The sequence below is a fragment of the Lysobacter sp. TAF61 genome, from assembly GCF_052113485.1.
GTDB lineage: Bacteria > Pseudomonadota > Gammaproteobacteria > Xanthomonadales > Xanthomonadaceae > Lysobacter_J.
In genome coordinates, this window is record NZ_JBFRDH010000004.1 from 190,075 (window position 1) to 215,575 (window position 25,501).

Consider the following 25,501-nt stretch of genomic DNA (forward strand, 5'->3'; position numbering starts at 1 on the left):
CGGACGCGAGCATCGAAGAACAAGCAGCAGGGAAGCAGCGCAATGAACCGCATCTACCGTCTCGTCTTCAATCACGCCCTGGGTCTGTGGCAGGTGGCCTCGGAGCTGGTGCAGTCGCCTCGTGGAGGGGCCACCCCTGGCCGTGGAGCGGTGGTGGGAACCGTTCCGAGGTTGCGCTTCGCGCTGTGGTGCGCGTTGGGTCTGGTGGGTCTGGCGGCAACGCTGGATGTGCCGTCGGTGCATGCGCAGGATGCCAGCAGGATTCGGGTCGACCGCGGCGCACCGGGCAACCAGCGCCCCAGCGTGGTGGAAGCGCCCAGCGGCGCGCCACTGATCAACATCACCACGCCCAGCGCGGCGGGCGTGTCGCGAAACACGTACTCGCAGTTCGATGTCGGCACGCGGGGTGCGATCCTCAACAACTCGCGAAGCGGGGCGCAGACACAGCTGGGCGGCCAAGTGCCGGGCAATCCGTGGCTGGCCACGGGCACGGCCAGGGTGATCCTCAACGAGGTCAACGGTCCGGCCAGCCGCCTGAACGGATATATCGAAGTGGCTGGCGATCGGGCAGCGGTGGTGATCGCCAACCCCGCCGGCATCCAGGTCAACGGCGGCGGCTTCATCAATGCGGACCGCGCGACGCTCACCACCGGCAAGCCGATCGTCACCGGTGGCGCGCTGGAAGGCTTTCGCGTGGAAGGCGGTGCGATCCGGTTGGACGGCGCCGGCCTGGATGCGTCGCGCCAGAACTACACCGACGTCATCGCGCGTTCGGTCGAAGCCAATGCGGGCCTGTGGGCCAACCAGCTACAGGTCACCACGGGTGCCAACACAGTCAGCGCCGACCACACACAGGTCCGCGCGATGGCGACTGGTGCCGCCGCGCCCAACTACGCGCTCGACGTCAGCGCGCTGGGCGGCATGTACGCCAACAAGATCCAGCTGCTCGGAACCGAGCACGGCCTGGGCGTGCGCAACGCCGGTACGATCGGCGCGCTGGCGGGTCAACTGACGATCTCGGCCGACGGTCATCTGCAGAACACTGGCAAGCTGCAGGCGCAGACCAATACGCGAGTCGACGCGACAGGCGGCGTGACCAACGCCGGGCTGATCAGCGCCGGACGCGAGGCGGCGATCCGCACCACGCTGGCGCTGGACAACAGCGGCGGAACGCTCAACGCACAGCGCATCCAGATCGACACGGCCGCGCTGAAGAACCGCGACGGTGCGATCGAGCAGACGGGCCTGCAGGGCCTGGATTTGAGCGCAACCAACGTGAGCAACCGCGATGGCGGCCGCATCGGACTGGTGGAGGCGTCAGGCGGTGGGAGCGGGGGTTCCAGCGGCGGCGAAGGCGGCGGCGACAGCACTGGCAGCACCGGCGGTTCAACCGGCGGCGGCCAGACCGGCGGCAGCGTGGTGCTGCCATTGCCCGAGCCCATGGCCATCGGCGCGCTGAACATCGCAGGTACGCTCGACAACGATGGTGGCCGCATCAACGCCGGCGGCGGCGTGCAGCTGACCACCGTTACGGGCATCGCCAACGACGGCGGTCACTTGGGCCTGCGTGAACTGAACATCACTCAGGGCGAGCTGAGCAACAACGGCGGCGAGCTGACGGTTACCGACGGCGCCCACGTGCATGCCCAGCGCATCGCCAACGACGGCGGCCGCTTCGAGGTCGGCGGCGCTCTGGACCTGCAGGCGGCGACCATCAGCAATCGCGCCGGTACGATCAGCCACAGCGGCACGGGCGATGCCCGTGTCCAGGTAGGGACGTTCGACAACAGCGACGGCAAGCTGATGACCAATGCCGCGCGTGTGGATGTATCTGGCGATGTGATCGTCAACGAGCGCGGCCGCATCGAACATGCCGGCAACGCCGGGTTCACCCTGACCGCGGGCACGTTGCGCGGCAGCCAGGGCGTCGTCATCACCAACGGCGCGGCCACGCTCAAGGCAGACACCGCCGACCACCGCGGCGGCACCCTCAGCGCGGCGCAGCTCCGCCTGGACGCCAACGACTTCGACAACCGCGGCGGCACCCTGGTCGCGACGGGCGCGGACGGCAACACGCTGGCCGCGACCGGCACGCTGGACAACGGCGACGGCGGCACCATCGCCAGCAATGGCAACCTGACGATCAGCGCCGGCACGCTCGGCAACGCCGGCGGTACGGTCCAGCAGGCCGGCACCGACAACACGCTGGCGATCAACGCCGCCACGCTCCAGGGCGCAGGCGGCACGCTAACCAGCAACGGTGCGCTGACGTTGACCGGCACGACGACGAACCTGCGCGATGGCAGCACCAGCGCGCGACGCATCGACATCGACACCGGGCGACTGGTTACCGCTGGCGGCAAGTTGACGGCCACTGGCGCGGCTGCGCTGTCGATCAGCGCCCGCGACGGCATGGACAACAGCGCGGGCTCGATCATCGCCGCCGGCGCCGATGCCTCCGGTATTCGCGTCGAGAACCGGCTCGACAACACCGCCGGCACGTTGGCCAGCGGCGGCGCATTGCGCGTACAGGCGGACACGCTGATCAACCGCGACACGCGTTCGGCCGAAGGCGAAACGGCATCGACCGGTATCCAAGCCGCCACGCTCGATGTGCAGGCCGCGCAGATCGACAACCACCACGGCCAGATCAGCGCCGCAGACACCGCGTCGGTGAAGGCCACCACGCTCGACAACACCAGCGGTTCGGTGACCGCCGCCAACACCTTGACGATCGATGCCACCACGATCGTCGGCAGCGACGGCACGCTTGGCAGCAACGGCGCGCTTGACCTTACCAGCCAGACCATCGACCTGCGAGGCGGCACGACGTTCGCCAAGTCCGTGCACATCGACACGGACACGCTGATCACCGCTGGCGGCACGCTCAGCGCCACCGGCACCGATACGTTGGGCATCGCCGCGCGCGATGTGCTGGACAACACCGCCGGCACGATCGCCAGCAACGGCGCGATCGCCCTGGATGTCGGCACGACGGACAGCGGCACCTGCAGCGACGGCAGAGTTCACGTCCGAGGCGACGGCTGCGGCGTGCTGAGCAACGCCAACGGTGTCATCAGCGCGGCCGGCAGTGATGCCTCGCGGATCACCGCAACCGGCCGCCTCGACAACACCGCAGGCCTGATGGCCGCGAGCGGTGCACTTGAACTCACCGCCGGGGCGCTGATCAACCGCGACACTCAGGCCGCGGAGAGCGACGACGGCCAAAGCGCACCGCCGGCCCCGGGCAAAGGCATCCAGGCACGGTCCCTTGCCGTCACGTCGCACATTGTCGACAACCGCAACGGCCAGATGAGCGCTACCGATACGGTGTCGCTGAAGGCCGCCACGCTGGACAACACCAATGGTTCGGTAACGGCCGCCGGCGCCGTGGCGATCGATGCAACCACGCTTTCCGGCAGCGGCGGCACGATCGGCAGCTACGGCACCCTCAGCCTGACCGGCCAGATCACTGATCTAAGCGGCGCGACCACGTTCGCCAGGACCGTGCGCATCGACACCGGCACGCTGGTCAATGCCGGCGGCAAACTCAGTGCCATGGGCACCGATGCCCTGCGCATCAACGCACGTGACCTGCTGGACAACACCCGCGGCACCCTCGCCGGCAACGGTGAGATCGATCTGACCGTCGGCACCACCAGCAGCGACGCCTGCGGCGATGCAACGGTGCACATGCAGGGCGACGGCTGCGGCATGTTGACCAATTCAGGCGGCGTCATCAGTGCGGCCGGCGCGGATGTTTCGCGGATCACCGCCACCGGTGGGCTCGACAACGGCGCCGGCCTGGTGGCCGCCAGCGGCGCGCTCGCGCTGAACACAGCCGCGCTCATCAATCGCGACACTCGAGCTACCGTCCTAACGGCGGCCGCTACCGGCGTGTGGGCCGAAGATCTCACCATCACTGCCCGGACCATCGACAACAACCGCGGCCAACTGGGTGCCAACGATGCGCTGTCGGTACGCGCCGGAACCGTCGACAACACCGACGGCGGCATCACTGCCGGCAATACACTCACCGTCAATGCCGATTCCATAGCCGGGCCTCGCGGCAGGTTGGGTACGAACGGTGCGCTCACGCTCATCGGCAACACGATCGATCTGCGCGCTGGCGCGACCACGGCCAGAACGATCACTGTGGACGCGCGCGAGCTCACCACCGCCGAGGGCACGCTGACGGCCAGCGGCACCGGCGCACTACGACTGAACGTGCGCGGCCGCATCGACAACCGCGCCGGCACCATCGCCACCAACGGCGCCCTGCGAGTCGACGCCGCCGCGCTGCACAACGTCGATGGCACAATCCGCGCGGCCGGCGCGGACGCCAACGACCTGCGCATCGCTGGCCGCTTCGACAACACCCGCGGCAAGCTGGCCACCGCTGGCGCCACCACCGTGACGATGGGCGATCTGCTCAACGCAGGCGGCCTGGTGCAGGCAGCCAGCGATGCCACGCTGGTGCTCGATGCCTCCGGCCACCTGGACAACAGCGCCGGCCGGGTGGTCGCCAATGGCGCCATAGACATGATGGCGCAGTCGCTCACCAATGCTGGCGGCACGGTGCAGACTCAGCAGGCCATCGCCGCCCGCGTGGACGGCACGTTGAACAACGACGGCGGACTCATCGTCGCCGGTGGCGACCTCACCGCCAGCGCCAGCACGCTGCTCAACCGCGACACCCGCGCGCCCAATGCGGCTGATCCCGGGACTGGCGCCCCGCCCACGCCGAACGGCCTGATGGGTCAGCGCGTGACGCTCAATGCAGACAGCATCGACAACGCCCGCGGCCAGGTCGTCGCCAACGATGCACTCACCCTGGCTGGCGCCACCCAAACCGGGACCACGCTGAACAACACCGGAGGTCTGCTCGACGGCGTCGGCACGACCATCATCTCGGCCACCGCGTTGGACAACACCGGTGGTCAGCTGGCGCAGCGTGGCGCGCAAGGCGCGCTCGCGCTGGATGTCACTGGCGTGCTCACCAACGCCAATGGCCTAATCGCCGCCGAAGGCACGGGCAATGTTCGTGCCGGCACCGTCGACAACCGCGCCGGCACCGTACTCGGCTCGCATGGGCTGACGCTCACCGGCAATGGCGACCTGCGCAACAACGGCGGAACCATTCGCGCCGGCCAAGGTGACGACGAAACGACCGGCGCCGATGAAACCGTCATCGGTGCACTCACCCTGCGCGCTGGTGGCGCCCTCGACAACAGCGACGGCCTGATCGACGCCACCGGCGTGGCCGGCCTGACCGCCACCCGCATCGACAACGCGCGCGGCCAAGTGCTGACCGGACAGGCCGCCAGCGACACGCTTGGCGTCAGCACCGTCGCGCTCAACAACCAGGCTGGCGTCATCGGCACGCGCGGCGGCGATCTGACGCTCCACGTCGCCGATGTCGACAACCGCGCCGACGGACGTCTTGTGGCTGGCCGCGACCTGACGTTCCGCGCCAACCGCGTCGACAACAGCGGCGGCACCGTGTTCGCTGGTGGCAACCTGGGATACGACAACGCCAGCGGCACGTTGGTGAATACCGGCGGTCGGTTCGGTGCAGGCGGCACCGCGTCCCTCACGTTGGCCAATGTCAGCACCACCGCAGGCGGTCGCATCCAGGCCGGCACCGTCCGCTTGAACACGCCCATGTTGGATGTCAGCGGCGGCGAAGTGGTCGGCAATACGGTGTACGCACAACTGGCCACACTCACCGGCGCCGGCCGCCTGTACGGCGCGCAGCTGCTGGACGCGGCCTTCAGCGGCGACTACACCTACGGCACCGGATCGACGCTTGCGAGCGATGTCCGGCTGGACCTGGCGGTGGCCGGCGCGTTCACCAACCTGGGCACGCTGCAGACCCCCGGCGGATTGGCGCTCAGTGCAACCAGTGTGACCAACCAAGGCATCATAAACGCCAGCAACGCCGACGGTGGCGGTTACGCCCACATCACCGCGGGCAGCATCGACAACCGCCGTGGCGCCAGCCTCGAAGGCGATGAGCTGAAGTTGAATGCCAGTGTCATCAGCAACACTGGAGACATCGTCGGCGACAACGTGTCTCTCACGGCCGACACGCTGACCAACGGCCAGGACCTGGGCAACACGCTGGCGGCAGTGAACTACGGCGAGGGCTACATCGGCGCGTCGCAGAGCCTCGACATTCGCGCCAATCGTCTGGCCAACCGCGATGGCGACATCTTCAGTGCAGGCGATCTGTCCATCGGCGGTCGCGACGCGGCACGTGCGGTGGAAGTGGCGAACATTTCCGGCCGTATCCAAGCCGAGGGCAACGCTTCGATTGCCGCCGACGCCATCGTCAACGACCGGCGCATGCTGGCGGCGGAGACTTACACGCTGTCAGCGGAAGAGGCGTCTGCGCTGGGCAGCCAGCGCCGGTTCGACGAAGCCTATGCGGGCCTAGGAGCGGCCGGCCAAGCCGAGCTGGACCGTTTGACCCGCATGAGCCCGAATGCGATGACGCCCGTCCAACGCACGCGTCTGGGCGAACTGCTTGGGCAGATTGGCTGGGCCCAGGTTGACCATGTCAGCGATGCGATCCTGGCCGCGCTCAACAGGGAAATCCAACGCATCGCGCGCGTCGAGTACGGTGCCCGCGATGCGTACATCGTCGACAACGCCGGCACGGCTGCGGACAACCCGGCCGCACGGATCCGCCAGACCGACACCTACCGGACCGGTCAACGGGTGATCGACGCCCAGACCAGCGCAGCCAGCCAAATCGTGAGCGGTGGCGCCCTGACTCTCGACGTCGGTGAGCGGTTGCGCAACTACGCGTCGCAGATCGCTGCGGGCGGCACCCTGACCATTGCCGGGCAGTCCCATGACCCGGCCACCCCCGACGCGCGCATCGAGAACCTCGCTATTGCCGGCACCTACACCGGCGAGCGCGAGACTGCCGCTTGGGTCCGCGACCCGACCGTGCCGATCAGATTCCTCAACGGCAATGGTTGGCACGACGATACTGCACACTTCATCGCCACCACGACCGAAGCGATGACCTTCGCCGGGCCCTCGCTCGCCGACGCCACGATCACGGCTGGTGGCGGCATCAGCATCGAGGCAGGCGATGTCAGCAACACGGCGGTGACCGCCAGCAGCGGGCCGGGCGCGTTCGCCGGTGGCAACCTCAACGGTGCGGGCAGCATGGCGCTGGGCGCGGCCAATGGCGCCCAGGCTGGCCGCGCCGATGCGGTGGACGTTGCCGCATCGGACCAGATCGACGGCAATGCGGGGCCCGGCTCCGCGCAAGGCGGCACTCTCGCCGGTGCCAACGGCCCGGGCGGTGCCGCCGGCGGCACGGTCACCGGCGGCGTGCGTCCTGCGACGCAGGCCCCGCAGTTCATCGGCACCGCCGAGCGCCCGCTGCCGGGCCTGGTCCCGGCCGACAACGGCATGTTCGACCTCAACGCCGACTCGAACGCAAAGTTCCTGATCACCACCGCGCCACGCTTCGCCCAAGGCGGCCCGTGGGACGGCTCGAACTACCTGCTCGCCGCACTGCGCACCGATCCGAACAACATCCACAAGCGCCTGGGCGACGGCTACTACGAGCAGCGCCTGATCAATGATCAGATCCTGCAGCTGACCGGCCGCCGCACATTGAACGGCGGCGGCGATGCCAACGCGCAGTACCGCGCATTGATGGACAACGCCGCCGCCACGGCCGGCCATCTGGGCCTGCAAATGGGCGCGCCGCTGACCACCGAGCAGATCGCCGCCCTGGACAGCGACATCGTCTGGCTGGTCGAGCAGGAAGTGAACAGCCAGACCGTGCTGGTGCCGGTGGTGTACCTGTCCAAGGCCACCGCCGAGCGGCTGGCCGCGCAGGGCGCGCTGATCGACGGCGACACGCTGGACATCAACGCGACCGGCACGGTGCGCAACGACGGCACGCTGGCGGCCAGCAAGGGCGCCTGGCTGAGCGCGGACAAGCTGATCAACGACGGCAGGATCGACGGCGGCGCGTACACCGGCATCGCCACGCGGGGCGACACGGTGAACCGTGGCCGCATCGAAGGCAATGCGGTGGCCATCGATGCTGGCGGCAGCGTGATCAACGCGGTGCGCTTTGACGGAATCAACGCCACCGCAGGCGTGATCCAGGCCGGCGCGGGCGGGCTGCAGATCGACGCCAAGCGTGATGTGATCAACCAGGGGCAGATCGCGAGCGCCGGTCACGGCGTGATCTCTGCCGGCCGCGACTTCGTGCAGAACGCGGCCACCACCAGCACGTCTGCCGTGACCGGCGTGCGCGCCGTTGCCGGCAGCCTGACCACCGGCGGCAGCGCCGTGGTCAGCGCCGGCCGCGACGTGGTGCTGGACCAGAGCGGGATCAAGGCCGGCCAACACGCCGTGATCGATGCCGGTCGCGATGCGAAGTTCACTTCCAGCACCGTGAAGGCCGGCGGTGCCATCGCCGTGACAGCAGGCCGCGACATCGTGGCCGATACGGTCACAGATACCGCTAGCCACACCGTCCGCGAGACGGTCAAGGAAGGCAAGAAGAAGACCACTACGACCACGACGACCACCGATGAGACGGTGCGTGGCAGCACGTTCCAGGCCAGCGGCAATATCGCGATGGTGGCCGAAACCGGCAGCATCGATCTCACAGCGGCCACGGTGCGCAGCGACGACGGTGCGGTAATGCTGCGTGTCGACAAGGGCGGTGTGAACCTGCGCGCCGGGCACGAGACCGACTCCGTCACCCAGGACGTGGCTTCCAAGAAGAAGAACACGCTGTCTAAGACCACGACCAGCAGCCACAGCGAAGTCAGAGACACCTATGCGGTCGGAACAACGATCAGCGGCAAGACCGTGAGTGTCGCAGGCGATAGCATCCTGGTGAGCGGAAGCAACGTCGCTTCAGACCATGGCACTACGCTGGTGGCCAGGAACAACGTCACCATAGAGAATGACTACGACACACACGAAGAGAGCCATTCCAACAGCAGGACAAAGAGCGGCGTATTCGGCAATGGTGGCGCAAGTGTTACCGCGGGCAAGCAGAAGCAGACGTTCGAGTCCCAGGAGACCAGCACGTACGCGGTTGGCTCCACGGTAGGCAGCCTGAAAGGAAACACCACGGTGATCGCCAACGACGGCGGCGTCCACGTGCAGGGCTCGACCGTCGCCTCGCCGGAGGGGAGCGTCACCCTGCTCGGAAAGTCGGTGAACGTCGAAGAGGCCTACAACACCACCACCTATCGGGAAAAGACCGGATTCAAGCAGAGCGGAGTGACATTGAGCGCGTCCGCGCCGGTGGTGGATGCCGCCTTGGCGGCGGGTAGCTCGGCGCGGACGGTGGGGCAGAGCAAAGATGATCGCGTCAACGCCATGGCAGCCGCGAACACTGCCTACGATGCCTATCAGGCCGGATCCGCGGTGGCCGGTGCGATGCAGAGCGGCGGACAATCGGCCAGCATCTCGCTGACCTACGGTCAGCAGAAGTCCGAGACCGAGCTGAATGCCACGAGTCGTGAGGCAGTCGGCAGCGCGATCAAGGGCAAGAACGTCGCCATCGTCGCTACCGGAGCGGGCGACGCCTCGACCATCCGCCTCTCCGGGTCGGACGCTTACGGCCAGGACAGCACAACGTTGTACGCGGACGGCAATATCGATGTACTGGCCGCCCAGAGCACCCACGAGCAGACCAGCAGTAACAGCTCCAGCGGTTGGAACGTGGGTGTCGCAGCATCGTACGGTTCCGGCGGCGGGGCTATCGGTGTCACCGCAGGCGGCAATGCGGGCAAGGGCAACAGCGATGGCAAGACCGTCACCCATACCAATTCGCATGTTGGCAGTGGCGGCACCACGAATGTGACCAGCGGCGGTACGTTGACAGTGAAGGGAGGCCAGATCGGCGGCGAACAGGTCGCGGTGGATGTGAAGAATCTGACCATCGAAAGCCTGCAGGACACCCAGACCTACGACAGCAAGCAACAAAATGCCGAGGCTCAGGTCACGGCAGGCTATGGCGTATCGGTGAGCGGAAGCTACAACCAGTCCAAGATCAACAGCAACTACGCCAGCGTCAACCAGCAGAGCGGCATCATCGCCGGGGACGGAGGCTACAGCATCAAGGTCGAGGACCGGACCAACCTGAAGGGCGGCATTGTCACGAGCACGGCTGCGGCCGAAGCGGCAGGGAGAAACCTCCTCAGGACCGGCACGCTGACCATCAGCGACATTGAGAACCATGCTGACTACGAGGGGTCTTCGTTCGGAATCAGCGGCCGGGCCAGCGTCAACGGTCAGGGCGAGAAGGGCGAGCACCAGCTGGCGCAAGGCTCGTCGGATGGCAAAGCCGGCGGAACGGCGGTCAACAAATCGGTGGGATTCGGCCGCGACGACGACCACCAAAAGAGTACGACCCACAGCGGGATCAATACCGGAAACATCTTGATCACGGATGCGGCCGGCCAAGCTGCCACCGGAAAATCCATCGATCACATCAAGGATGCGGTGGCAACGGCTACGACTTTGGATACTTTGGCGGCGAAGAGCAGTGCCTTGGTTAACAAGTTCGATGCGGCGAAAGTGCAGAGCGAGTTGGATTTACAGACGCAGGTCACGCAGTCGTTCGATCAGAACCGCCAAGACGCAAAGGCGGAGATCTACGCCCACGCCGATGCCAAACGGGACGAGGCGCGAGAGATTCGCATGGCCAATGGCGGACGCGACACTGACGAATCCACACAACTCGACCAGGAAGCAGGAAGCCTGCAAGACAAGGCCAAGTGGTTGGACATCGTCGCCATGGCCGCCTACGCGGGGCCTGACGTGAGCAATCTGGTGGTGGGCGAAACCATTACCCAGGCCGATCTGGCCCGCCGTGCTGCGACTGCGCCATCAAAGTTGGTGGTGCAAAGGTGCGATGCGGGCGGACAGAACTGTGTCGCGCGAGAAGTGGATCTCAAGGATGTCGAAATTGTGGACGGAAGGATCTATGTCTTCAACAACGGCATCTTCAACGAAGAAGACAAGGCGCTGGCCAACGGCGCGAAGCAGAACAGCGACCCGGCGAATGATCAGGGCGTGTACCACATCCTGAACCCAAGAACTGGCAGTCCGGTGGCCGAGATGCTGTATGCCGGTTATGACAAGCTCAATGACTTGATGGGAAGCGCCTTGCCGCTGACGAGTGCCGAGGCGATGAATCAGAAGATATGGGGAGTTGCCGGGAGTAAGGGTGGCATCGTGGAAGCCACCAACCACAGTCGCGGCGGTATGACATACAACAATGCGATGGCTGACTACGAGCGCCTTGGTAAACAGAATGTACCTATCGGCAACACCTATTTCTTCGGCGCGGCCGCCAATGCGCAGGAAGCGGCGGACACCGCTCATGTCATCAGCGGAGGTCGATCAGATATCTATCAGGCAACCCATCCAACGGATCTCGTGGGCAAGCTACCTTGGTGGATATTGGGTGGAAATCCGCCAACGGGTGAGAACAATGACGGAAGCTTCCCGTCCTCGCATAGTTCCTATACCCGAAGTGTTCCTCCGGCGGGAACGTTCATAGGTGGAGTGAATATGCGCGAGCTAACCGACAGGACCTGGGGGCCGGGCAATTACAGCGCTCCGGTCGAAGTGCCGCCCTCAGAAAAGGCCAAGGACAAGCTGCAGAATCTGGCAGGTGACAAATGAAGATTCATTTGAAGGCAATTCTGGTTGCGGTAACCGTGGTCGTCGTGCTGGCGGGGTGCGCCACCGGGGAATACACCGCCTCTAGCCCGATGGTGCATGTGGGGCCCTCCAAAGGATGGAGGAAGTCAGGGGTCGACGGGAAGGATGCTTACTTGGCCTGGCAGCAGTGCATTCAGGATGCTCAGAAGCAGCCCGAATATCAGGCGCTCAAGCGTGATGCTGACGCCGTGCAAATAAGGCGTTACATGTCGAAAGCAGAGATGGAGCGTATGTCTGCAGACAATGCGTTCATAGGGAAGTACAGCGACGACTGCATGAAGCGCCAAGACTTCACTTATGGCAAGTACACGTCACTGGATCAGTCGTATGTTCCGCCGCGCCCACCAGAACAGGGATGGCAAAAGCCAGGGGTGAGCTATCAGGATGCATTGTCCGCAAAGAGCAAATGTCTCGATCAGGAATACAACCAAGCCTATCTGAACAAGTGCATGGCGGCGCAAGGATTTGTCTACGGCGTGCTGAAGGGTGAGCAATGAGCAGGAACTTATGTTAGGTGGCACACTTGAACACATCTCGGCGCAGGCTGACGGTGCTGTTCGCCTCACTGCTTTGCATCGCTGGCCTGTTCACGCATGCGAGCGTGTTCGCCGCTTCCGCTACGACGTCCTCTGAGAGAGCCAGATTGGCACTGGAAGCATATGCGGGAAAGGACGCGATCTATATCGACATTCCTGAGGCGGGGAATCCAGTGGCCAACTGGATGCTGGGCGCCGTAGTGGGAAAGGCGGCATGGATGGATCAGCTGAAGGCAGCCATGGCTTTGGGGGCGGCAGCACCGACCAACTTGGTTGTGGGCGGCGAGAACGAAGGCGTGACGCGCAAAGCGGTCCAGTCGGCAATCAGGTCCTTTCGCGGAAGGCAGTTGCCGCAGCTGAGTTTGGCAGTGGTCGGCACTCCTTCGAAGGCCGAAGAACTGCGTGAGCAGGCAGAGTCGCTGGGCATCACGTCTATCGTGGTTCAGTCGCCAGCTCCGTAATTCGTCAGGTCAGTGCTGATACAACGCTTCGTTGATAAAAGGGGTGGTAATCCCCCCGTCAATTAGCTGACGTCAGAAGTGGAGTTTTCTCGTACTCTGAACCGAGGAGGGCCACCGCCGAGCGGCTGGCCGCGCAGGGCGCGCTGATCGACGGCGACACGCTGGACATCAACTCCACCGGCACCGTGCGCAACGACGGCACGCTGTCGGTCAGCAAGGACGCCTGCTGAGCGCGGACACGCTGATCAACGACGGCAAGATCAACGGCGGCACGTTCACCGGCATCACGACCCGTGGCGACACAGTTAACCGCGGGCGCATCGAAGTCAACGCGGTGGCCATCGACCGCCGGCGGCAGCGCCGTGGTCACCGCCGGGCGCGACGCAGTGTTGGACCAGGGCACGATCACCGCCGGTCAGCATGCCGTGATCGACGCCGGTCGCGATGCGAAGTTCACCGCCGGCAAGGTCGAGGCGGGCGGCAGCATCGCCGTGACGGCGTGTCTTAATCAAAGAAGCACGCAGCGCAGGCGTCAGGCGCTAGCGGCCTGGCCATCCCGAGTTGGACAGGCCGCCGTCAATGCCAACTTCCCATCCGCATTGGTGTGGTCACGCCCGCGCCGAGCTGCTCACGGCAGCGGAAGCGGTTTGGGTGGGCCAGCAACAACTTCGGCCGCCGTCCGCAAGACTATTCACTCAGCCTGTCAAATGAATTTGCGCGAACTACTGACAGACTGGCTACGATCGTCAGGGACGTCTCAGATGGATAGCGGGAAAGCAGGAGACATCGTTGCGGCAATGATTGAGCGCGCCCCACACGGGGAGTCGATTGCCGATCGCAATCGTCGCCGTGAACTGCAGGCGCGCGAGTCAAAGTTGTTGGGCTACATTGGTGGCGTATACGCCTATAGCGGATTCGTAACCATCGTCATGGCGGTGTCCGCTGTCTCGGCGGGGCTCTACGCCGAAGCAATTACCTTCGCGGTCACCCTGGGTGTCATCGCAAGCGTGGGCATTCACATGTGGCGACGGAAGCAGCTTCCGCTATGGATTCTGCTGATGCCCTGTGTTGGCTATGTCGGAGCGTGCCTGTCGGAAAGCCGCGTGAACATCGCACTGTTGCTGAACCTCCCAGTTCCGATCGCGTCCATTCTCGTGTCGAGGGTCTGGAAGCGGCTCTATCCTGTGACGGTTGCGTCGGCTGACAGCATGCGTGCCGCTAATTCCGACCAGGTGATTGGATCTGGAGATGGAAAGTAGTTCGGATCTCTCCCAGATGGAATTTCGCCCAAGGTCTGGGGCAAACTATTCCGGCGTGTCCACAACCTTGCGGCATGGCAATCCAAATGCCCCTGAGGGGCGGAGCCGTCAATGAATGAAGACGTGTACAAGAACTATCTAACAGACCTTGGGCGGCTCGTCGCGGATTTGGCAGTAGGCGCGAAGCAACAATCTACGCAGGTCAATAGTGATTTTGCTGTGGGCTATCTGGCGGGATTCCATAGAATCGTTTCATTGATGCAGCAGCAGGCAGAATCCTTTTGCATCCCGCTAGAAGCAATAGGGCTTGCCAAAATAGACGCAGACGAGGATCTGGTGTGATTCTGCAAATCTCGCTGGGCCATTCAAGCCCGGAGTCGAACGGTACACCAGACCGATCAGGGAGCTCTTTATGTACGCATGGACACGGGCTGTCGCTGTACTCTGCCTTCTCACCTCATACGCCAATGCCAAGCCTCCCGCTGCTCAGGCAAGCACAGGCGATAGCCGCATCCGGGTATTCGGCCAGAACGGCGCAAATGCCGATTTGCATCCCGCAAGCGCCTGCCTGAAACGGGACGGACGCGTGCGCGTGTCAGGCACGCTGGGCAGCGCATTCGGGTCCCTGATCGGGACGGTGTCCAATGTATCACTGGGTATTCCGGAGACGGTGAACACCCGTAATCTCTCCCAGATGAATGGCATTGCTTCGAAGGCCTACTTTCGCGAGTACGCGATTCCTTCCGGTGTGGCGACGAGTCTGCGCCTGGGCTTCCAGGACGTGTCGAACTTCTACACGGCCGGTGGAGTGACCTATACCCAGGTGAGTCCTTCATGCAGTGGATCGATCTCGTTCACTCCGCAGTCCGGTCAGGACTATGAGGTCGGTTTTTCCTGGCAGGGAAGGACATGTCAGCTGTCTGTCAATCACGTGATTGACGAAGGCGGGGAGGTTCGCCTAGAGCCTGTGACGGTCGTTCCGGCACCAAAGTGCTGACGCGCCGATTGCGCAGGGTGCGCCCTCACGCCAACTCTCCCGAACGCGGTGGAGGAAATTATGTAGTTCGACCTCCCGCCGGCGGGGAAGCGATTCGACTGACGGAAGCGCAGCTCCTCGTTATGTTCGTGTGTATACGCGAGACGTTTGCAGCACTGGATAGGAAGTCATTCGATGCAAGTATCGGGGCGTCGGCTGATGATGTTGCCGGAATATCGAAGCACCTTCTCGCGCTGATGGAAGCTGAAGGAATTGAGCAATAGGCTTACCTACGGACGTCCTGACCTGTCGGTGGCGAGCGACCGCGGCACCTGCTTAGCGTCGATGCGCTTATCGACGAGGGTGCGATCAGCAGTGGCGACCACGTGGAAATCGCCACGCGCATGGACGCCACCAGCCGCGGCGTGAGGACGACGATATGACCAAAGACTACTATCGGGAGGCGCGGGCTATTGCACGAATGATGCATTCTGAAGGGCATTTTGATTGGGCCAATCGCTTAGAAGCTTCAATCGAGGAGGGTGCAACAGTAACTGAAATTCTAATGATGCTGCGGTGGAACCTTAGCGAGTTTTGGGCTCTTGGGTTGGGCTCATCAGAACTCAATGGGCTGACGCACGATCTAGACTGCGCGATCGATGCGGCACTTCAATGACGAGGTAAGAAGCGCTGCGGCAGCATCGCCGTCACCTCCCGCGACGACCAGCGATCGCGGCAACATGATCCGGAGCATCGGAAATGTCAGCTAATTTTCACCAAAGCTGACGTGTGTGTGATCGGCAGACAGATCGAAGGCGACACGATCGGTTTGGCCGCTACGGGGGATATCCAACTCAAGAGCCGGGCCGAGAGACACCGCAGTGAAAGCCGCAATAAGAACGGCAGCGTCGAGGTTGGCTTCAGAGTCGGTTGGACACAGCTCCTCTTCGCAGGGGTTGCGCAAAATCAGACAAATCGGATTGGCTTCTCTCCGCGCAGTGGTGACATGCCGCTGTCTCCGGAAGGACCGACTATCTTGGCTATGTCCCATGCGGATGATGTCGGCGCCGAAGTGCGAGGTGCTGATCGCGCTAGTTCGCCGCATGCGAAACAGGACCTCGCATTCAGCAGCTACTCCGCCGGCAGGGTCAGACTCACCGTCAGGCCGCCACCCTCACGGTTTGCCAGCGCGATGCGGCCGCCATGCGCTTCCGCAATCTCGCGTGCCAGCGCCAGCCCCAACCCGCTGCCAGTGCGCTTGGTCGAATAGAACGGCACCAGCGCATTGGCCAGCACGGTTTCCGACATGCCCGGGCCGCGGTCGCCGACCTCCATGCGCACCATCCGGCCAATCTGGCGCACGGCCAGGCTGACCTGGTCCGGTGAAGATCCCGATTCGTGCGCATTCTTGAGCACGTTGATCAGCGCCTGTTCGATCTGCGCGGCATCGAAACGGACGTCGTCCTCGGGCGGCGTTCCGTCCAGATGGAACGCGTAGTGCTGCTGCAGGCGCATGAGGAACGGCGTCCACTTGACTGTCTCAAGTTCCGGCACCGGCAGCTTGGCGACGCTGGAATAGGCACGCAGGAAGCCGTGCAGATGGCGCGCGCGCTCCTCGATGGTGTCGAAGATGCGGTCGAGCTTGCTGTAATCGTGGCGGCGCAGGAGTTCTGCGCCGGAGTGCGCAAGCGACGTGATCGGGGCCAGCGAGTTGTTGAGCTCGTGGCTGATCACCCGGATGACCTTCTTCCACGTCGCGACTTCCTGGCGATTGAGTTCGGCCGTCAGGCGCTTGAAGAGGTAGAGGATGTGGACGCGGCCATTGAGGTGGAACTCGCGACGGGCGAGGTGGTAGGTCTCTTCCTGGCTGGCGTATTCGAAGGTGAAGAGGCGGTCGCGGCCCTCGCCCAGCGCCTCGCGCAACGGCGCCGGCGTACGCTCCACCAGCTGGGCGAAGCGCAGGCCTTCGATCTTGCGCCCGTCGTTGAACAGCTGCCGCGAAGCAAGGTTGCCGTAGACGATCGCGCCGCCGGGCTCGGTGAGGACCAGCGCGGTCGGCGTGTTCTGGACCACGGTATCGAGCAGCAGTTCGCGCTGGAACAGCGATTGCCGCTCCTGGCGCAACACATTCCCGAGTTCGTTGTGGGCTTCGACCAGGTCGTCGAGCTCGTCGTTGGACTGCCGCGCCAGGCTGAAGCTGAAATCGCCATCACGGAAGCTGGCGACCGAGCCGGAGAGGGCGCGGAACAGGCTCAGTTGCCGCGCCAGGTAACGATGCGCCAGCCAGGGCGCCAGGACCGCACACAGCAGCGCGGCAAGGCAGGCGGCGAGCAGCAGATTGTCCAGCAGGTGATCGAACAGCGCAGCGGCGCCGATGGCTATCAGCGCAAACAGGAACAGCAGCAAGGCGAGCTTGCCGGTCAACGAGAAACGGTGCGAAACCGGGCGCATGGCGTCAGCGCGGAATGCCCAGCTTGTCCAGGCGCCGGTAAAGCGCCTGGCGGCTGAGTCCCAATTCGGCGGCGGCCTGGCTCAGCACGCCGCCAGCGCGCCGCATCGCCGCCTCGATCGCCTCGCGGCCGATCTCGTCGTCACCGTGTAGCCGGGGCATCTGAGCCGTTTCTGGCAGGCCAAGTTCGTCCGGTTCGATGCGTTCGGACTGCCCCAGCAGCAATGCGCGCTGGATGGCGTTCTTCATCTCGCGCACGTTGCCCGGCCAGGCGTGGCGCAGCAGCGCCGACCGCGCCGCCTCGCCGAGCTGGCGACGGCCCTCGAGGAAATGCTCGGCCAGCGGGAGGATGTCACCGCGCCGTTCCGACAGTGGCGGCACGCGCAGTTCGATCACGTTGAGCCGGTAGTACAGGTCTTCGCGGAAGGTGCCGGCGCGGATCATCGCCGGCAGGTCGGCGTTGGTGGCGGCGATCACGCGCACGTCCACCTGGCGCTCGCGGTTGGAGCCGAGTCGCTGGAAACGCCCGGTTTCCAGTACACGCAGCAGCTTCATCTGCCCGGCAGGCGGCAGGTTGCCGATCTCGTCGAGCAGCAGCGTGCCACCGTCGGCGGCTTCGAACTTGCCCTCGCGCGATTTGTTGGCGCCGGTGTAGGCGCCCGCGTCGGCACCGAACAGCTCGGCTTCGATCAGCTCCGAGGGCAGCGCGCCGCAGTTGAGCGTCACGAACGGACCAGTGCGCACCGACGAGTTGGCCTGGATGATCTCGGCAATGCGCTCCTTGCCTGCGCCATTGGGACCGCTGATCAGCACGGGCACGTTGGCGCGGGCGACGTTGCAGGCCAGGCTGATCAGGCGCTCGCTGGCCGGATCGTCGAAGATCACGCCGCGCAGGTCGTAGTCGCGTTCGAGTTCCTTGCGGCGGCGGCGCTCGTCGGCGCGACGTTCGGCCAGGGCGCGATTGGCTTCGCCGAGTTCGAGCAGGTTGGTCACCGCGGTCATCAGCTTGTGGTCGTCCCACGGCTTGCCGAGGTAGTCGGCAGCGCCGGCCTTGACCAGCGACACGGCCGACTCGAGCCGCGTCCACGCGGTCAGCAGGATGATCGGCAGGTCTGGGAATCGGTCGCGGATGGTGCGAAACAACGCGATGCCTTCTTCGCCCGAGGTGGTGTCGGCGGTGAAGTTCATGTCCTGTATGACGAGGTCGATGCTCTCGTTCTCGAGCATCTGCACGCCTTCCTCCGGCGACTCGGCGCTCAGCACGCGCAGGTCGGCCAGCGAGAAGAGCACGTCGAGGGCGACGTGCACGGCGTGGTTGTCGTCGATGACCAGGATCGTGCGCATCGGCCTAGCCTAGCAGTGGGCCACGGGGCCGGAAATGTGTCTGACGGCGCGTGCCGGACGGCGGGCGCCGTCCGGCACGTCGTATAGCGGGTCTAAACCGTGCGGGTGGCGACCGCCGGTGACACGCGGGTGGCGCGCGTGGCCGGCCCGAACACGGCCAACTGGCCCAGCAGCAGCACCGTCAGCGCGCCCATCGGCGCGTAGTACCAGGCCAGGCGCGGCAGCTCGTAGTGCTTCATCAGCCACATGTTGAAGCCGTACGTCAGCACCAGCCCGACCGCGACGCCGATGCCGACCACGATCAGGTTCTCGATCATGAAGTAGCGGCGGATGTCGAACCGGCGAGCGCCCAGGGCGCGGCGCGTGCCGATCTGCTTGATCCGGCGCGTGACCCAGAAGCTGACCATGCCGACGATGCCCAGGCCGGTGACGGCCAGCAGCGAGAAGATCACGGTGGTCAGCACCATGGTCATCGCGCGGTCCTGGCGGTAGCTGTCGCCGCGCACTTCCTCGATCGAACGCAGGCCGCGGACGATGCGGCCGCTGTTGATCTCGCCGAGCTTGCGTTCGGCTTCCTTCATGATCTCGTCGCGGCGACCGGGTTCGGCGCGGATGAGGTATCGCGAGCTGTTGGCATCGAACTCACCGAGGCTGTACTGCGGCACCAGGGTCGCGTTCTCGACCTTGTCCCAGCCGACCCACGGCGCCTGCAGGCGCTCGACCACGCCGACCACCGTCACCGGCCCGTTCTTGCCGGGCAGGCTGCTGTAGAGCGTCTTGCCGACCGCGCCACCGGGGAACAGCTTGTCGGCCAGCGCCTGGGTGATGATCACCGAGTGCAGCGTGCCCTTGTCGTCCTTGGTGCGCGGGCTGACATCGCCGGCATTGAAGTCGCGACCGGCGACGAGCTTGACGCCGAGGGTGTCGAGGCCGTGCTCGTCGACCATGTAGACGGCCGAGCTTTCACGGATCCGCTTGTCCTGCGGCACGGCTTCGGACTGGTCCGACAGGCCCTCGCTCCAGCCACCCTGCGACAGCGGCACCGAGTTGATGGTGGTCGCATTGATCACGCCGGGGATCGAGCGCAGTGCGACGAGGTCCTGGCGCAGGCTGCCTTCCAGGTCGAAGTCCGGCGCAAAGCCGAGGCTGTTGACGGTGAACAGCCCCGCTTCCTGCATGCCGCTGGGGCGGTTCACCTTCTCGATGCGCTGCAGGATGATGAAGACGCTGTTGCACACGATCGCCAGGGTGATGGCGACCTGCAGCACGATCAGCAGCAGGCCGGTCTTGTTGCGCATCAGCGCGTTGAGTACTGGACGGAATTCCATCGACTGGCTCCCTTACTGCGTCTTCAATTGCGTGGCGGGCTGCACCTGGCAGGCGCGCCACGTCGGGTACAGGCCGGCGATCAGGCTGGCGACCAGCGCGATCAGCAGCGACAGCCCCACCATGGTCCAGTCCAGCTGCGCCAGCTTCTCGATCGAGGTGCCGGCGTAGAGCTTGCGCAGGGCGAGCAGGCCCAGGCCGGTGAAGGCCAGGCCGATCACGCCGCCGGCAAGGCCGACCAGGCCCGACTCGGTCAGGTACTGGGCGAACACCGCCGGCTTGCTGGCGCCGACGGCGCGGCGCAGGCCAATCTCGGGCGCCTTGCCCATGAACTTGGCCAGCAGCAGGCCCACCGTGTTGATCAGGCACACGGCGAAGAAGGCGAACGCCAGCCACACCTGCGTGCGCGCATCGCGGCTGACCACGCGCTCGGCGACCAGCCACTCCGACACGCTGCGCAGCTTGTTGTTCGTCGGGCGCGGGAAGCGGCCGTTCTTCTTCTGCTCGGTGACGTAGTTGTTGAGGAAGCTCAGGTAGCGCTGCGCGTCGGCGTCGTCCTTGACCTGCACCCACAGGTCGATCCAGATGCACTCCGAACCCAGCAGGCCCTGGTAACCCGGATCGGAACGGTCTTCATAGCAGCTGTTGTTGGAACCGCTGACCAGCTGCTTCTCGATGCCGATGCTCATCGGCACGAAGATCGCCTGCGGGTCGTTGAAGGCGCCGGCGGCGATGTGGTAGACCAGCGGCGTCGGGTGCCATTTGTCGAGCACGCCGACCACGGTGTAGTCCTCGCCACTGAGGCGCAGCTTGCGGCCGACGCTGTTCTCGCCGCCGAAGACCTTCTCGTTGGTCTCCTGGTCGATGACGGCCACGCGCGCGGCGTTGTCGTCCTCGGCCTGGCTCCAGCCGCCGCCGAACTTGAACGGCGGCTCGAAGATCGGGAAGAATCCGTGGGTGGTGAACAGCGCCTCGACCATGTACGGCTTGATCTCGCGCTGCGGCGGTTCCAGCGACAGCACGTTGGGGAAGAAGCCGGCTTCCTGCTCGGCCTTGTGCGCGGCGACCAGGTTGCGCACGTCCTGATAGGTCATCAGGTCCGGCGGCTCGGCCGGGTTGTCCTCGTCCCATGGCTCGTTGGCGTCCCAGTTGTCGACCTGCACGCGACGGACCTGTTCGTCCTTATGCGACAGCGGGTTGGCCGACATCATGTGCAGCACGGTCATCGAGGTCATCGACATGCCGATGCCAAGCGCGATCGCGGCGACCATCAGCGCGGTCAGGATGCGATTGCGCCTGAGCGAGATGATGGCCAATCGGAGGTAGTAGCCCATCATGGCGTGATCCTCAGTTGGCCGGCACGGTGGCGGCGGCTGCGGCGGGCATGACATCGCTGCCCAGGCGCGGTGCATCGTCGAGGTCGGTGACCTGGCCGTCGATGATGTGGACGTTGCGCTGCGCGCGCGCGGCCAGTTCCGGGTCGTGGGTGACCATGACTATGGTCGTGCCCTGCGCGTGGATCTCCTCGAGCAGCTCCATCACCCCGCGCGCCATCAGCGAGTCGAGGTTGCCGGTCGGTTCGTCGGCGAGCAGCAGGCGCGGCGAGCCGGCCAGGGCGCGGGCGATGGCGACGCGCTGCTGCTGGCCGCCGGAGAGTTCGGACGGGTAGTGCTTCATGCGCGACATCAGGCCGACGCGGCCAAGCGCGTGCTCGATGCGCTGCTTGCGCTCGGCCGCGTTCATGCCGCGGTAGCGCAGCGGCACGTCGACGTTGTCGAACAGGTTCAGGTCGGGGATCAGGTTGAAGCCCTGGAAGATGAAACCGATCTTCTCGTTACGCAGGCGCGAGCGGGCGTTGTCGTCCAGCCCCTTCACCGATACGCCATCGAGCAGGTAGTCACCGTCGCTGAAATCCTCCAGCAGGCCGGCAATGTTGAGGAAGGTGGTCTTGCCCGAGCCCGACGGGCCGGTGACGGCGACGAACTCGCCCTCGCGCACGTGGATGTCGAAGCCGCGCAAGGCGTGCGTCTCGATCATGTGGGTGCGGTAGACCTTGCTCAGGTTGCTCATCTTCAGCATGTCGTTACTCCAGTGCTCGTATCAGTTGTTGACCAGCACCTGATCGGCGCCGTTGAAGGGGGTGATGTCGGAAATGACGACCTGCTCGCCCGGCTGCAGGCCGGAGAGGATTTCCACGTCGGACAGGCTGCTGGAACCCACCGTGATCGGCCGCTTGACCGCGGTGTCGCCGTCCATGACGTAAGCGATGCGGCCGCCGCCGGTGTCGAGGAACGGGCCGCGCTGCACCATCAGCACATTGGGCTTCTCCTCGATGAGCACGCGGGTGCTGACGCGCTGGTTCTGGCGCAGGCCGGACGGACGGCCTTCGGCGGCCTTGTCGTCGGCGAAGCGCACGCGCGCCATGACCTGGCCGTTGACCACTTCCGGCGAGACCGAGCGCAGCTTGCCGGCGTACTTGTGGCCGCCGTAGCTGATCTCGGCAGCCATGCCCAGGCGCAGGTCGTCGGCGAAGCTTTCCGGCACCGGCAGTTCGACTTCCAGTTCGCGCAGGTCGACCACGACCAGCAGCGCCTGGTTGATCGGCACCACCGTGCGGTCGGTGACGGCGACGGTGCCGACCACGCCCTCGACGGGCGAGCGGATGTTGAGTTCATCGACCTGGCGCTGCAGCTCGCCGACGACGGCCTGCTGGCGCTGCGCGAGCAGGTGCTTGTTGCGGGTATCGAGACCGACGCCCTGGTCCTGCAGCTCATAGTCGCGTTTGGCGTGCAGCAGGCCGATGTCGGCCTTCTTGACCGCGTCCTGCGCGCGCGCCACTTCGACCTGCGACACCGCGCCGCCCTCGAATCCGCGCTGGCCGCGTTCGAGGTCGCGCATCGCCGCGGTGCGGTCGATCTCGGCCTGGTCGAGCAGCTTGCGTGCGGTCGAACGGGCGAGCTGGGCATCGAGCGCGGCACGGCTGGCTTCGGCCTCCAGGCTGGCCAGGGTCGACTGTTCCTGGACCAGGCGGCTGCGAAGCTCCGGGCTGTCGATCTCGGCCAGGGTCTGGCCCTGCTTGATGACGTCGCCGGCCTGGACCCGCAGCTTCACGGTGCCGGCTGCCGGGGCGTACAGGGTTGGGCTGACTGCGGCAACCATGCGGCCCTGCACCGCGACGTCGCGGACCAGGGTGCCGCGGCGGACCTCGGCCAGGCGCAGGCGCTCGCCGCTGACCGACTGGCCCGAGCCGAGCCAGCGCCCGACCGTGGGTACGGCCAGGGCCAGCACCAGCACGGCGGCGATGCCGCCGCCGATCAGCAGCTGCTTGCGCCGCGGGTTGGCCGGGGCGGGGGCGATAACACGGTCTTGTGCAGAGGTGTCGCGGATCATGCGGTGTTGGATGCGCTGGAATGGGAATGCGCTTAAACAACGCAGGAACCGTGCCACCCGGCCGATCCAGTGGAATCAGTGACTTGGGGGCAGCGCCGGGTGTCCGCAGTGTCCGCGCGGACACTGCCGTGTCCGCCGTACAGCGGCGGTACCGCGGCCGCGGCTAAACTAGCGGCACAACGAGGGAGTACGACCGAATGTGTGGAATTGTTGGTGCGATCGCCGATCGCGACGTGGTACCGGTCCTGATCGAAGGCCTCAAGCGCCTTGAGTACCGCGGCTACGACTCGGCGGGCATCGCCGTGTTCGACGGACAGGACATGCGCCGCGTGCGCCGCACCGGACGGGTCTCGGAGATGGAAGCGGCCGCGCACGCGGAGGATTTCCATGCCGGCCTGGGCATCGGCCACACCCGCTGGGCGACTCATGGCGGCGTCACCGAGGCCAACGCCCACCCGCACATCAGCTTCGGCGAGCTGGCGGTGGTCCACAACGGCATCATCGAGAACCACGAAGAGCAGCGCGAGCGCCTGCGTGGCCTGGGCTACTCCTTCGAATCGCAGACCGACACCGAGGTCATCGCCCACCTGATCCACTACTACCAGTCGCAGGGCCGCGACCTGCTGGCGGCGGTGCGCTTCGCCGTGCGCGAGCTGACTGGCGCCTACGCCATCGCCGTGGTCAGCAAGCACGAGCCGGGCCGCATGATCGCCGCGCGCATGGGCTGCCCGCTGCTGGTCGGCCTGGGCGACGGCGAGAACTTCATCGCCAGCGACGTTTCGGCGATCGTCCAATCCACGCGTCGCGTGATTTTCCTGGAAGAGGGCGACACCGCCGAAGTGCGCCGCGAAGGCGTCAGCGTGTTCGACATCCAGGGCGAGCCGGTCGAGCGCGAAGTGCATGTCTCCGACGTGTCGCTGGCGTCGCTGGAGCTGGGCCCGTACCGCCACTTCATGCAGAAGGAGATCCACGAGCAGCCGCGCGCGATCGCCGACACCATTGAGGCGGTGATGGACGGCAACGCATTTTCGCCGGCGCTGTTCGGCGCCAACGCCGCCGACGTGCTCGGCGCGATCGAGGGCGTGCAGATCCTCGCCTGCGGCACCAGCTACTACGCCGGCCTGACCGCACGCTACTGGATCGAGGCGATCGCCGGCATCCCGTGCTCGGTCGAGATCGCCAGCGAGTACCGCTACCGCAAGGCGGTGGCCAACCCGAAGCACCTGATCGTCACCATTTCGCAGTCGGGCGAAACGCTCGACACGATGGAGGCGCTGAAGTACGCCAAGTCGCTCGGCCACGACAAGTCGCTGTCGATCTGCAACGTGCCCGAGAGCGCGATCCCGCGTGCGAGCAAACTGGTGTACTACACCCGCGCCGGCGCTGAGATCGGCGTGGCCTCGACCAAGGCCTTCACCACGCAGCTGGTGGCGTTGTTCACCCTGGCTGCGACCCTGGCGAAGCTGCAGGGGCGGTTGTCGGTGGAGAAGGAAGCCGAATACCTGGAAGCGCTGCGTCACCTGCCGGGCAGCGTGCAGCACGCACTCAACCTGGAACCGCAGATCGTCAGCTGGGCCGAGCGCTTTGCGCCGCGCCAGCACGCGTTGTTCCTCGGTCGCGGCGTGCACTACCCGATCGCAATGGAAGGCGCGCTCAAGCTCAAGGAAATCTCCTACATCCACGCCGAGGCCTACCCGGCCGGCGAGCTCAAGCACGGGCCGCTGGCGCTGGTCGACGCGACCATGCCGGTGGTGGTGATCGCGCCCAACGACAGCCTGCTGGAGAAGGTGAAGTCGAACATGCAGGAAGTGCGCGCGCGCGGCGGCGAGCTGTTCGTGTTCACCGACGAGGACAGCCAGTTCGGCCCGTCCGACGGTGTGCACGTGATCCGCGCGCCGCGCCACGTCGGCGTGCTGTCGCCGGTGGTGCACGCGATTCCGGTGCAGCTGCTGGCGTATCACGCGGCTTTGGCGCGCGGCACCGATGTCGACAAGCCGCGCAACCTGGCCAAGTCGGTGACGGTGGAATAA

General features: G+C 65.4%; 16 protein-coding genes and 2 pseudogenes. 10 read left to right on the forward strand and 8 right to left on the reverse strand.

The window, feature by feature from the left end; genetic code table 11:
* Nucleotides 1-42 precede the first annotated feature (42 nt).
* Nucleotides 43-978: pseudogene (locus AB4Y64_RS11050) on the forward strand (two-partner secretion domain-containing protein); the annotation flags it as partial.
* Nucleotides 979-1,028: 50 nt separating this feature from the next.
* On the opposite strand, the gene AB4Y64_RS11055 reads toward AB4Y64_RS11050, so the two are convergent.
* Nucleotides 1,029-1,463, reverse strand: a complete 435-nt coding sequence (locus AB4Y64_RS11055; RefSeq protein WP_441816690.1) for a hypothetical protein — start codon at nt 1,461-1,463, stop codon at nt 1,029-1,031.
* Between AB4Y64_RS11055 and AB4Y64_RS11060 the strand changes: the two genes are divergently transcribed.
* Genes AB4Y64_RS11060 through AB4Y64_RS11070 form a run of 3 tightly spaced genes read left to right on the forward strand, consistent with a single transcriptional unit; the run spans nt 1,441 to nt 12,727 of the window.
* Nucleotides 1,441-11,691, forward strand: a complete 10,251-nt coding sequence (locus tag AB4Y64_RS11060) for a hemagglutinin repeat-containing protein (RefSeq protein ID WP_441816679.1) — start codon at nt 1,441-1,443, stop codon at nt 11,689-11,691. The two genes, AB4Y64_RS11055 and AB4Y64_RS11060, sit on opposite strands and share 23 nt — an antisense overlap.
* Nucleotides 11,688-12,227 carry a hypothetical protein gene (locus tag AB4Y64_RS11065; RefSeq protein ID WP_441816502.1) on the forward strand — a complete coding sequence of 180 codons (540 nt, stop codon included), beginning with the start codon at nt 11,688-11,690 and terminating at the stop codon, nt 12,225-12,227. Before AB4Y64_RS11060 ends, AB4Y64_RS11065 begins: the two co-directional genes overlap by 4 nt.
* 17 nt (nt 12,228-12,244) lie before the next feature.
* A complete protein-coding gene (locus tag AB4Y64_RS11070; RefSeq protein ID WP_441816503.1) occupies nt 12,245-12,727 on the forward strand; it encodes a hypothetical protein in 483 nt (160 codons plus the stop codon).
* A gap of 58 nt (nt 12,728-12,785) precedes the next feature.
* Here the strand turns inward: AB4Y64_RS11070 and AB4Y64_RS11075 are convergent, their stop codons facing one another.
* Nucleotides 12,786-13,097: a hypothetical protein gene (locus AB4Y64_RS11075; protein ID WP_441816504.1), complete on the reverse strand. Its 312-nt coding sequence runs from the start codon at nt 13,095-13,097 to the stop codon at nt 12,786-12,788.
* Between AB4Y64_RS11075 and AB4Y64_RS11080 the strand changes: the two genes are divergently transcribed.
* The 5 genes and pseudogenes from AB4Y64_RS11080 to AB4Y64_RS11100 form a co-directional block, all read left to right on the forward strand.
* Nucleotides 13,090-13,986 carry a hypothetical protein gene (locus AB4Y64_RS11080; RefSeq protein ID WP_441816505.1) on the forward strand — a complete coding sequence of 299 codons (897 nt, stop codon included), beginning with the start codon at nt 13,090-13,092 and terminating at the stop codon, nt 13,984-13,986. The two genes, AB4Y64_RS11075 and AB4Y64_RS11080, sit on opposite strands and share 8 nt — an antisense overlap.
* Nucleotides 13,987-14,097: 111 nt before the next feature.
* On the forward strand, nt 14,098-14,328 hold the full coding sequence (locus AB4Y64_RS11085; RefSeq protein WP_441816506.1) for a hypothetical protein: 231 nt from the start codon (nt 14,098-14,100) through the stop codon (nt 14,326-14,328).
* 70 nt (nt 14,329-14,398) lie between these two features.
* Nucleotides 14,399-14,983, forward strand: coding sequence for a hypothetical protein (locus AB4Y64_RS11090; RefSeq protein WP_441816507.1), 585 nt, complete (start codon nt 14,399-14,401; stop codon nt 14,981-14,983).
* A 418-nt stretch (nt 14,984-15,401) separates the two neighbouring features.
* Nucleotides 15,402-15,638: a hypothetical protein gene (locus AB4Y64_RS11095; RefSeq protein ID WP_441816508.1), complete on the forward strand. Its 237-nt coding sequence runs from the start codon at nt 15,402-15,404 to the stop codon at nt 15,636-15,638.
* A 93-nt stretch (nt 15,639-15,731) separates the two neighbouring features.
* Nucleotides 15,732-15,890: pseudogene (locus tag AB4Y64_RS11100) on the forward strand (hemagglutinin repeat-containing protein); the annotation flags it as partial.
* A 203-nt stretch (nt 15,891-16,093) separates the two neighbouring features.
* Here AB4Y64_RS11100 and AB4Y64_RS11105 read toward each other — a convergent pair.
* The 6 genes from AB4Y64_RS11105 to AB4Y64_RS11130 all read right to left on the reverse strand — a co-directional run bounded on the left by AB4Y64_RS11105 (nt 16,094) and on the right by AB4Y64_RS11130 (nt 23,471).
* Nucleotides 16,094-17,413: a sensor histidine kinase gene (locus AB4Y64_RS11105; protein WP_441816509.1), complete on the reverse strand. Its 1,320-nt coding sequence runs from the start codon at nt 17,411-17,413 to the stop codon at nt 16,094-16,096.
* Between the two features lie 4 nt (nt 17,414-17,417).
* Nucleotides 17,418-18,755 (reverse strand): sigma-54-dependent transcriptional regulator, encoded by a 1,338-nt coding sequence (locus tag AB4Y64_RS11110; protein WP_441816510.1) that lies wholly within the window; start codon nt 18,753-18,755, stop codon nt 17,418-17,420.
* Nucleotides 18,756-18,847: 92 nt separating this feature from the next.
* On the reverse strand, nt 18,848-20,083 hold the full coding sequence (locus AB4Y64_RS11115; RefSeq protein WP_441816511.1) for an ABC transporter permease: 1,236 nt from the start codon (nt 20,081-20,083) through the stop codon (nt 18,848-18,850).
* A gap of 12 nt (nt 20,084-20,095) precedes the next feature.
* Nucleotides 20,096-21,415 carry an ABC transporter permease gene (locus tag AB4Y64_RS11120; protein ID WP_441816512.1) on the reverse strand — a complete coding sequence of 440 codons (1,320 nt, stop codon included), beginning with the start codon at nt 21,413-21,415 and terminating at the stop codon, nt 20,096-20,098.
* A gap of 13 nt (nt 21,416-21,428) precedes the next feature.
* Nucleotides 21,429-22,160 (reverse strand): ABC transporter ATP-binding protein, encoded by a 732-nt coding sequence (locus AB4Y64_RS11125; protein WP_441816513.1) that lies wholly within the window; start codon nt 22,158-22,160, stop codon nt 21,429-21,431.
* Nucleotides 22,161-22,181: 21 nt separating this feature from the next.
* A complete protein-coding gene (locus AB4Y64_RS11130; RefSeq protein WP_441816514.1) occupies nt 22,182-23,471 on the reverse strand; it encodes an efflux RND transporter periplasmic adaptor subunit in 1,290 nt (429 codons plus the stop codon).
* Between the two features lie 197 nt (nt 23,472-23,668).
* Here AB4Y64_RS11130 and glmS point away from each other — a divergent pair, with 197 nt between their 5' ends.
* On the forward strand, nt 23,669-25,501 hold the full coding sequence (gene glmS / locus AB4Y64_RS11135; protein WP_441816515.1) for a glutamine--fructose-6-phosphate transaminase (isomerizing): 1,833 nt from the start codon (nt 23,669-23,671) through the stop codon (nt 25,499-25,501).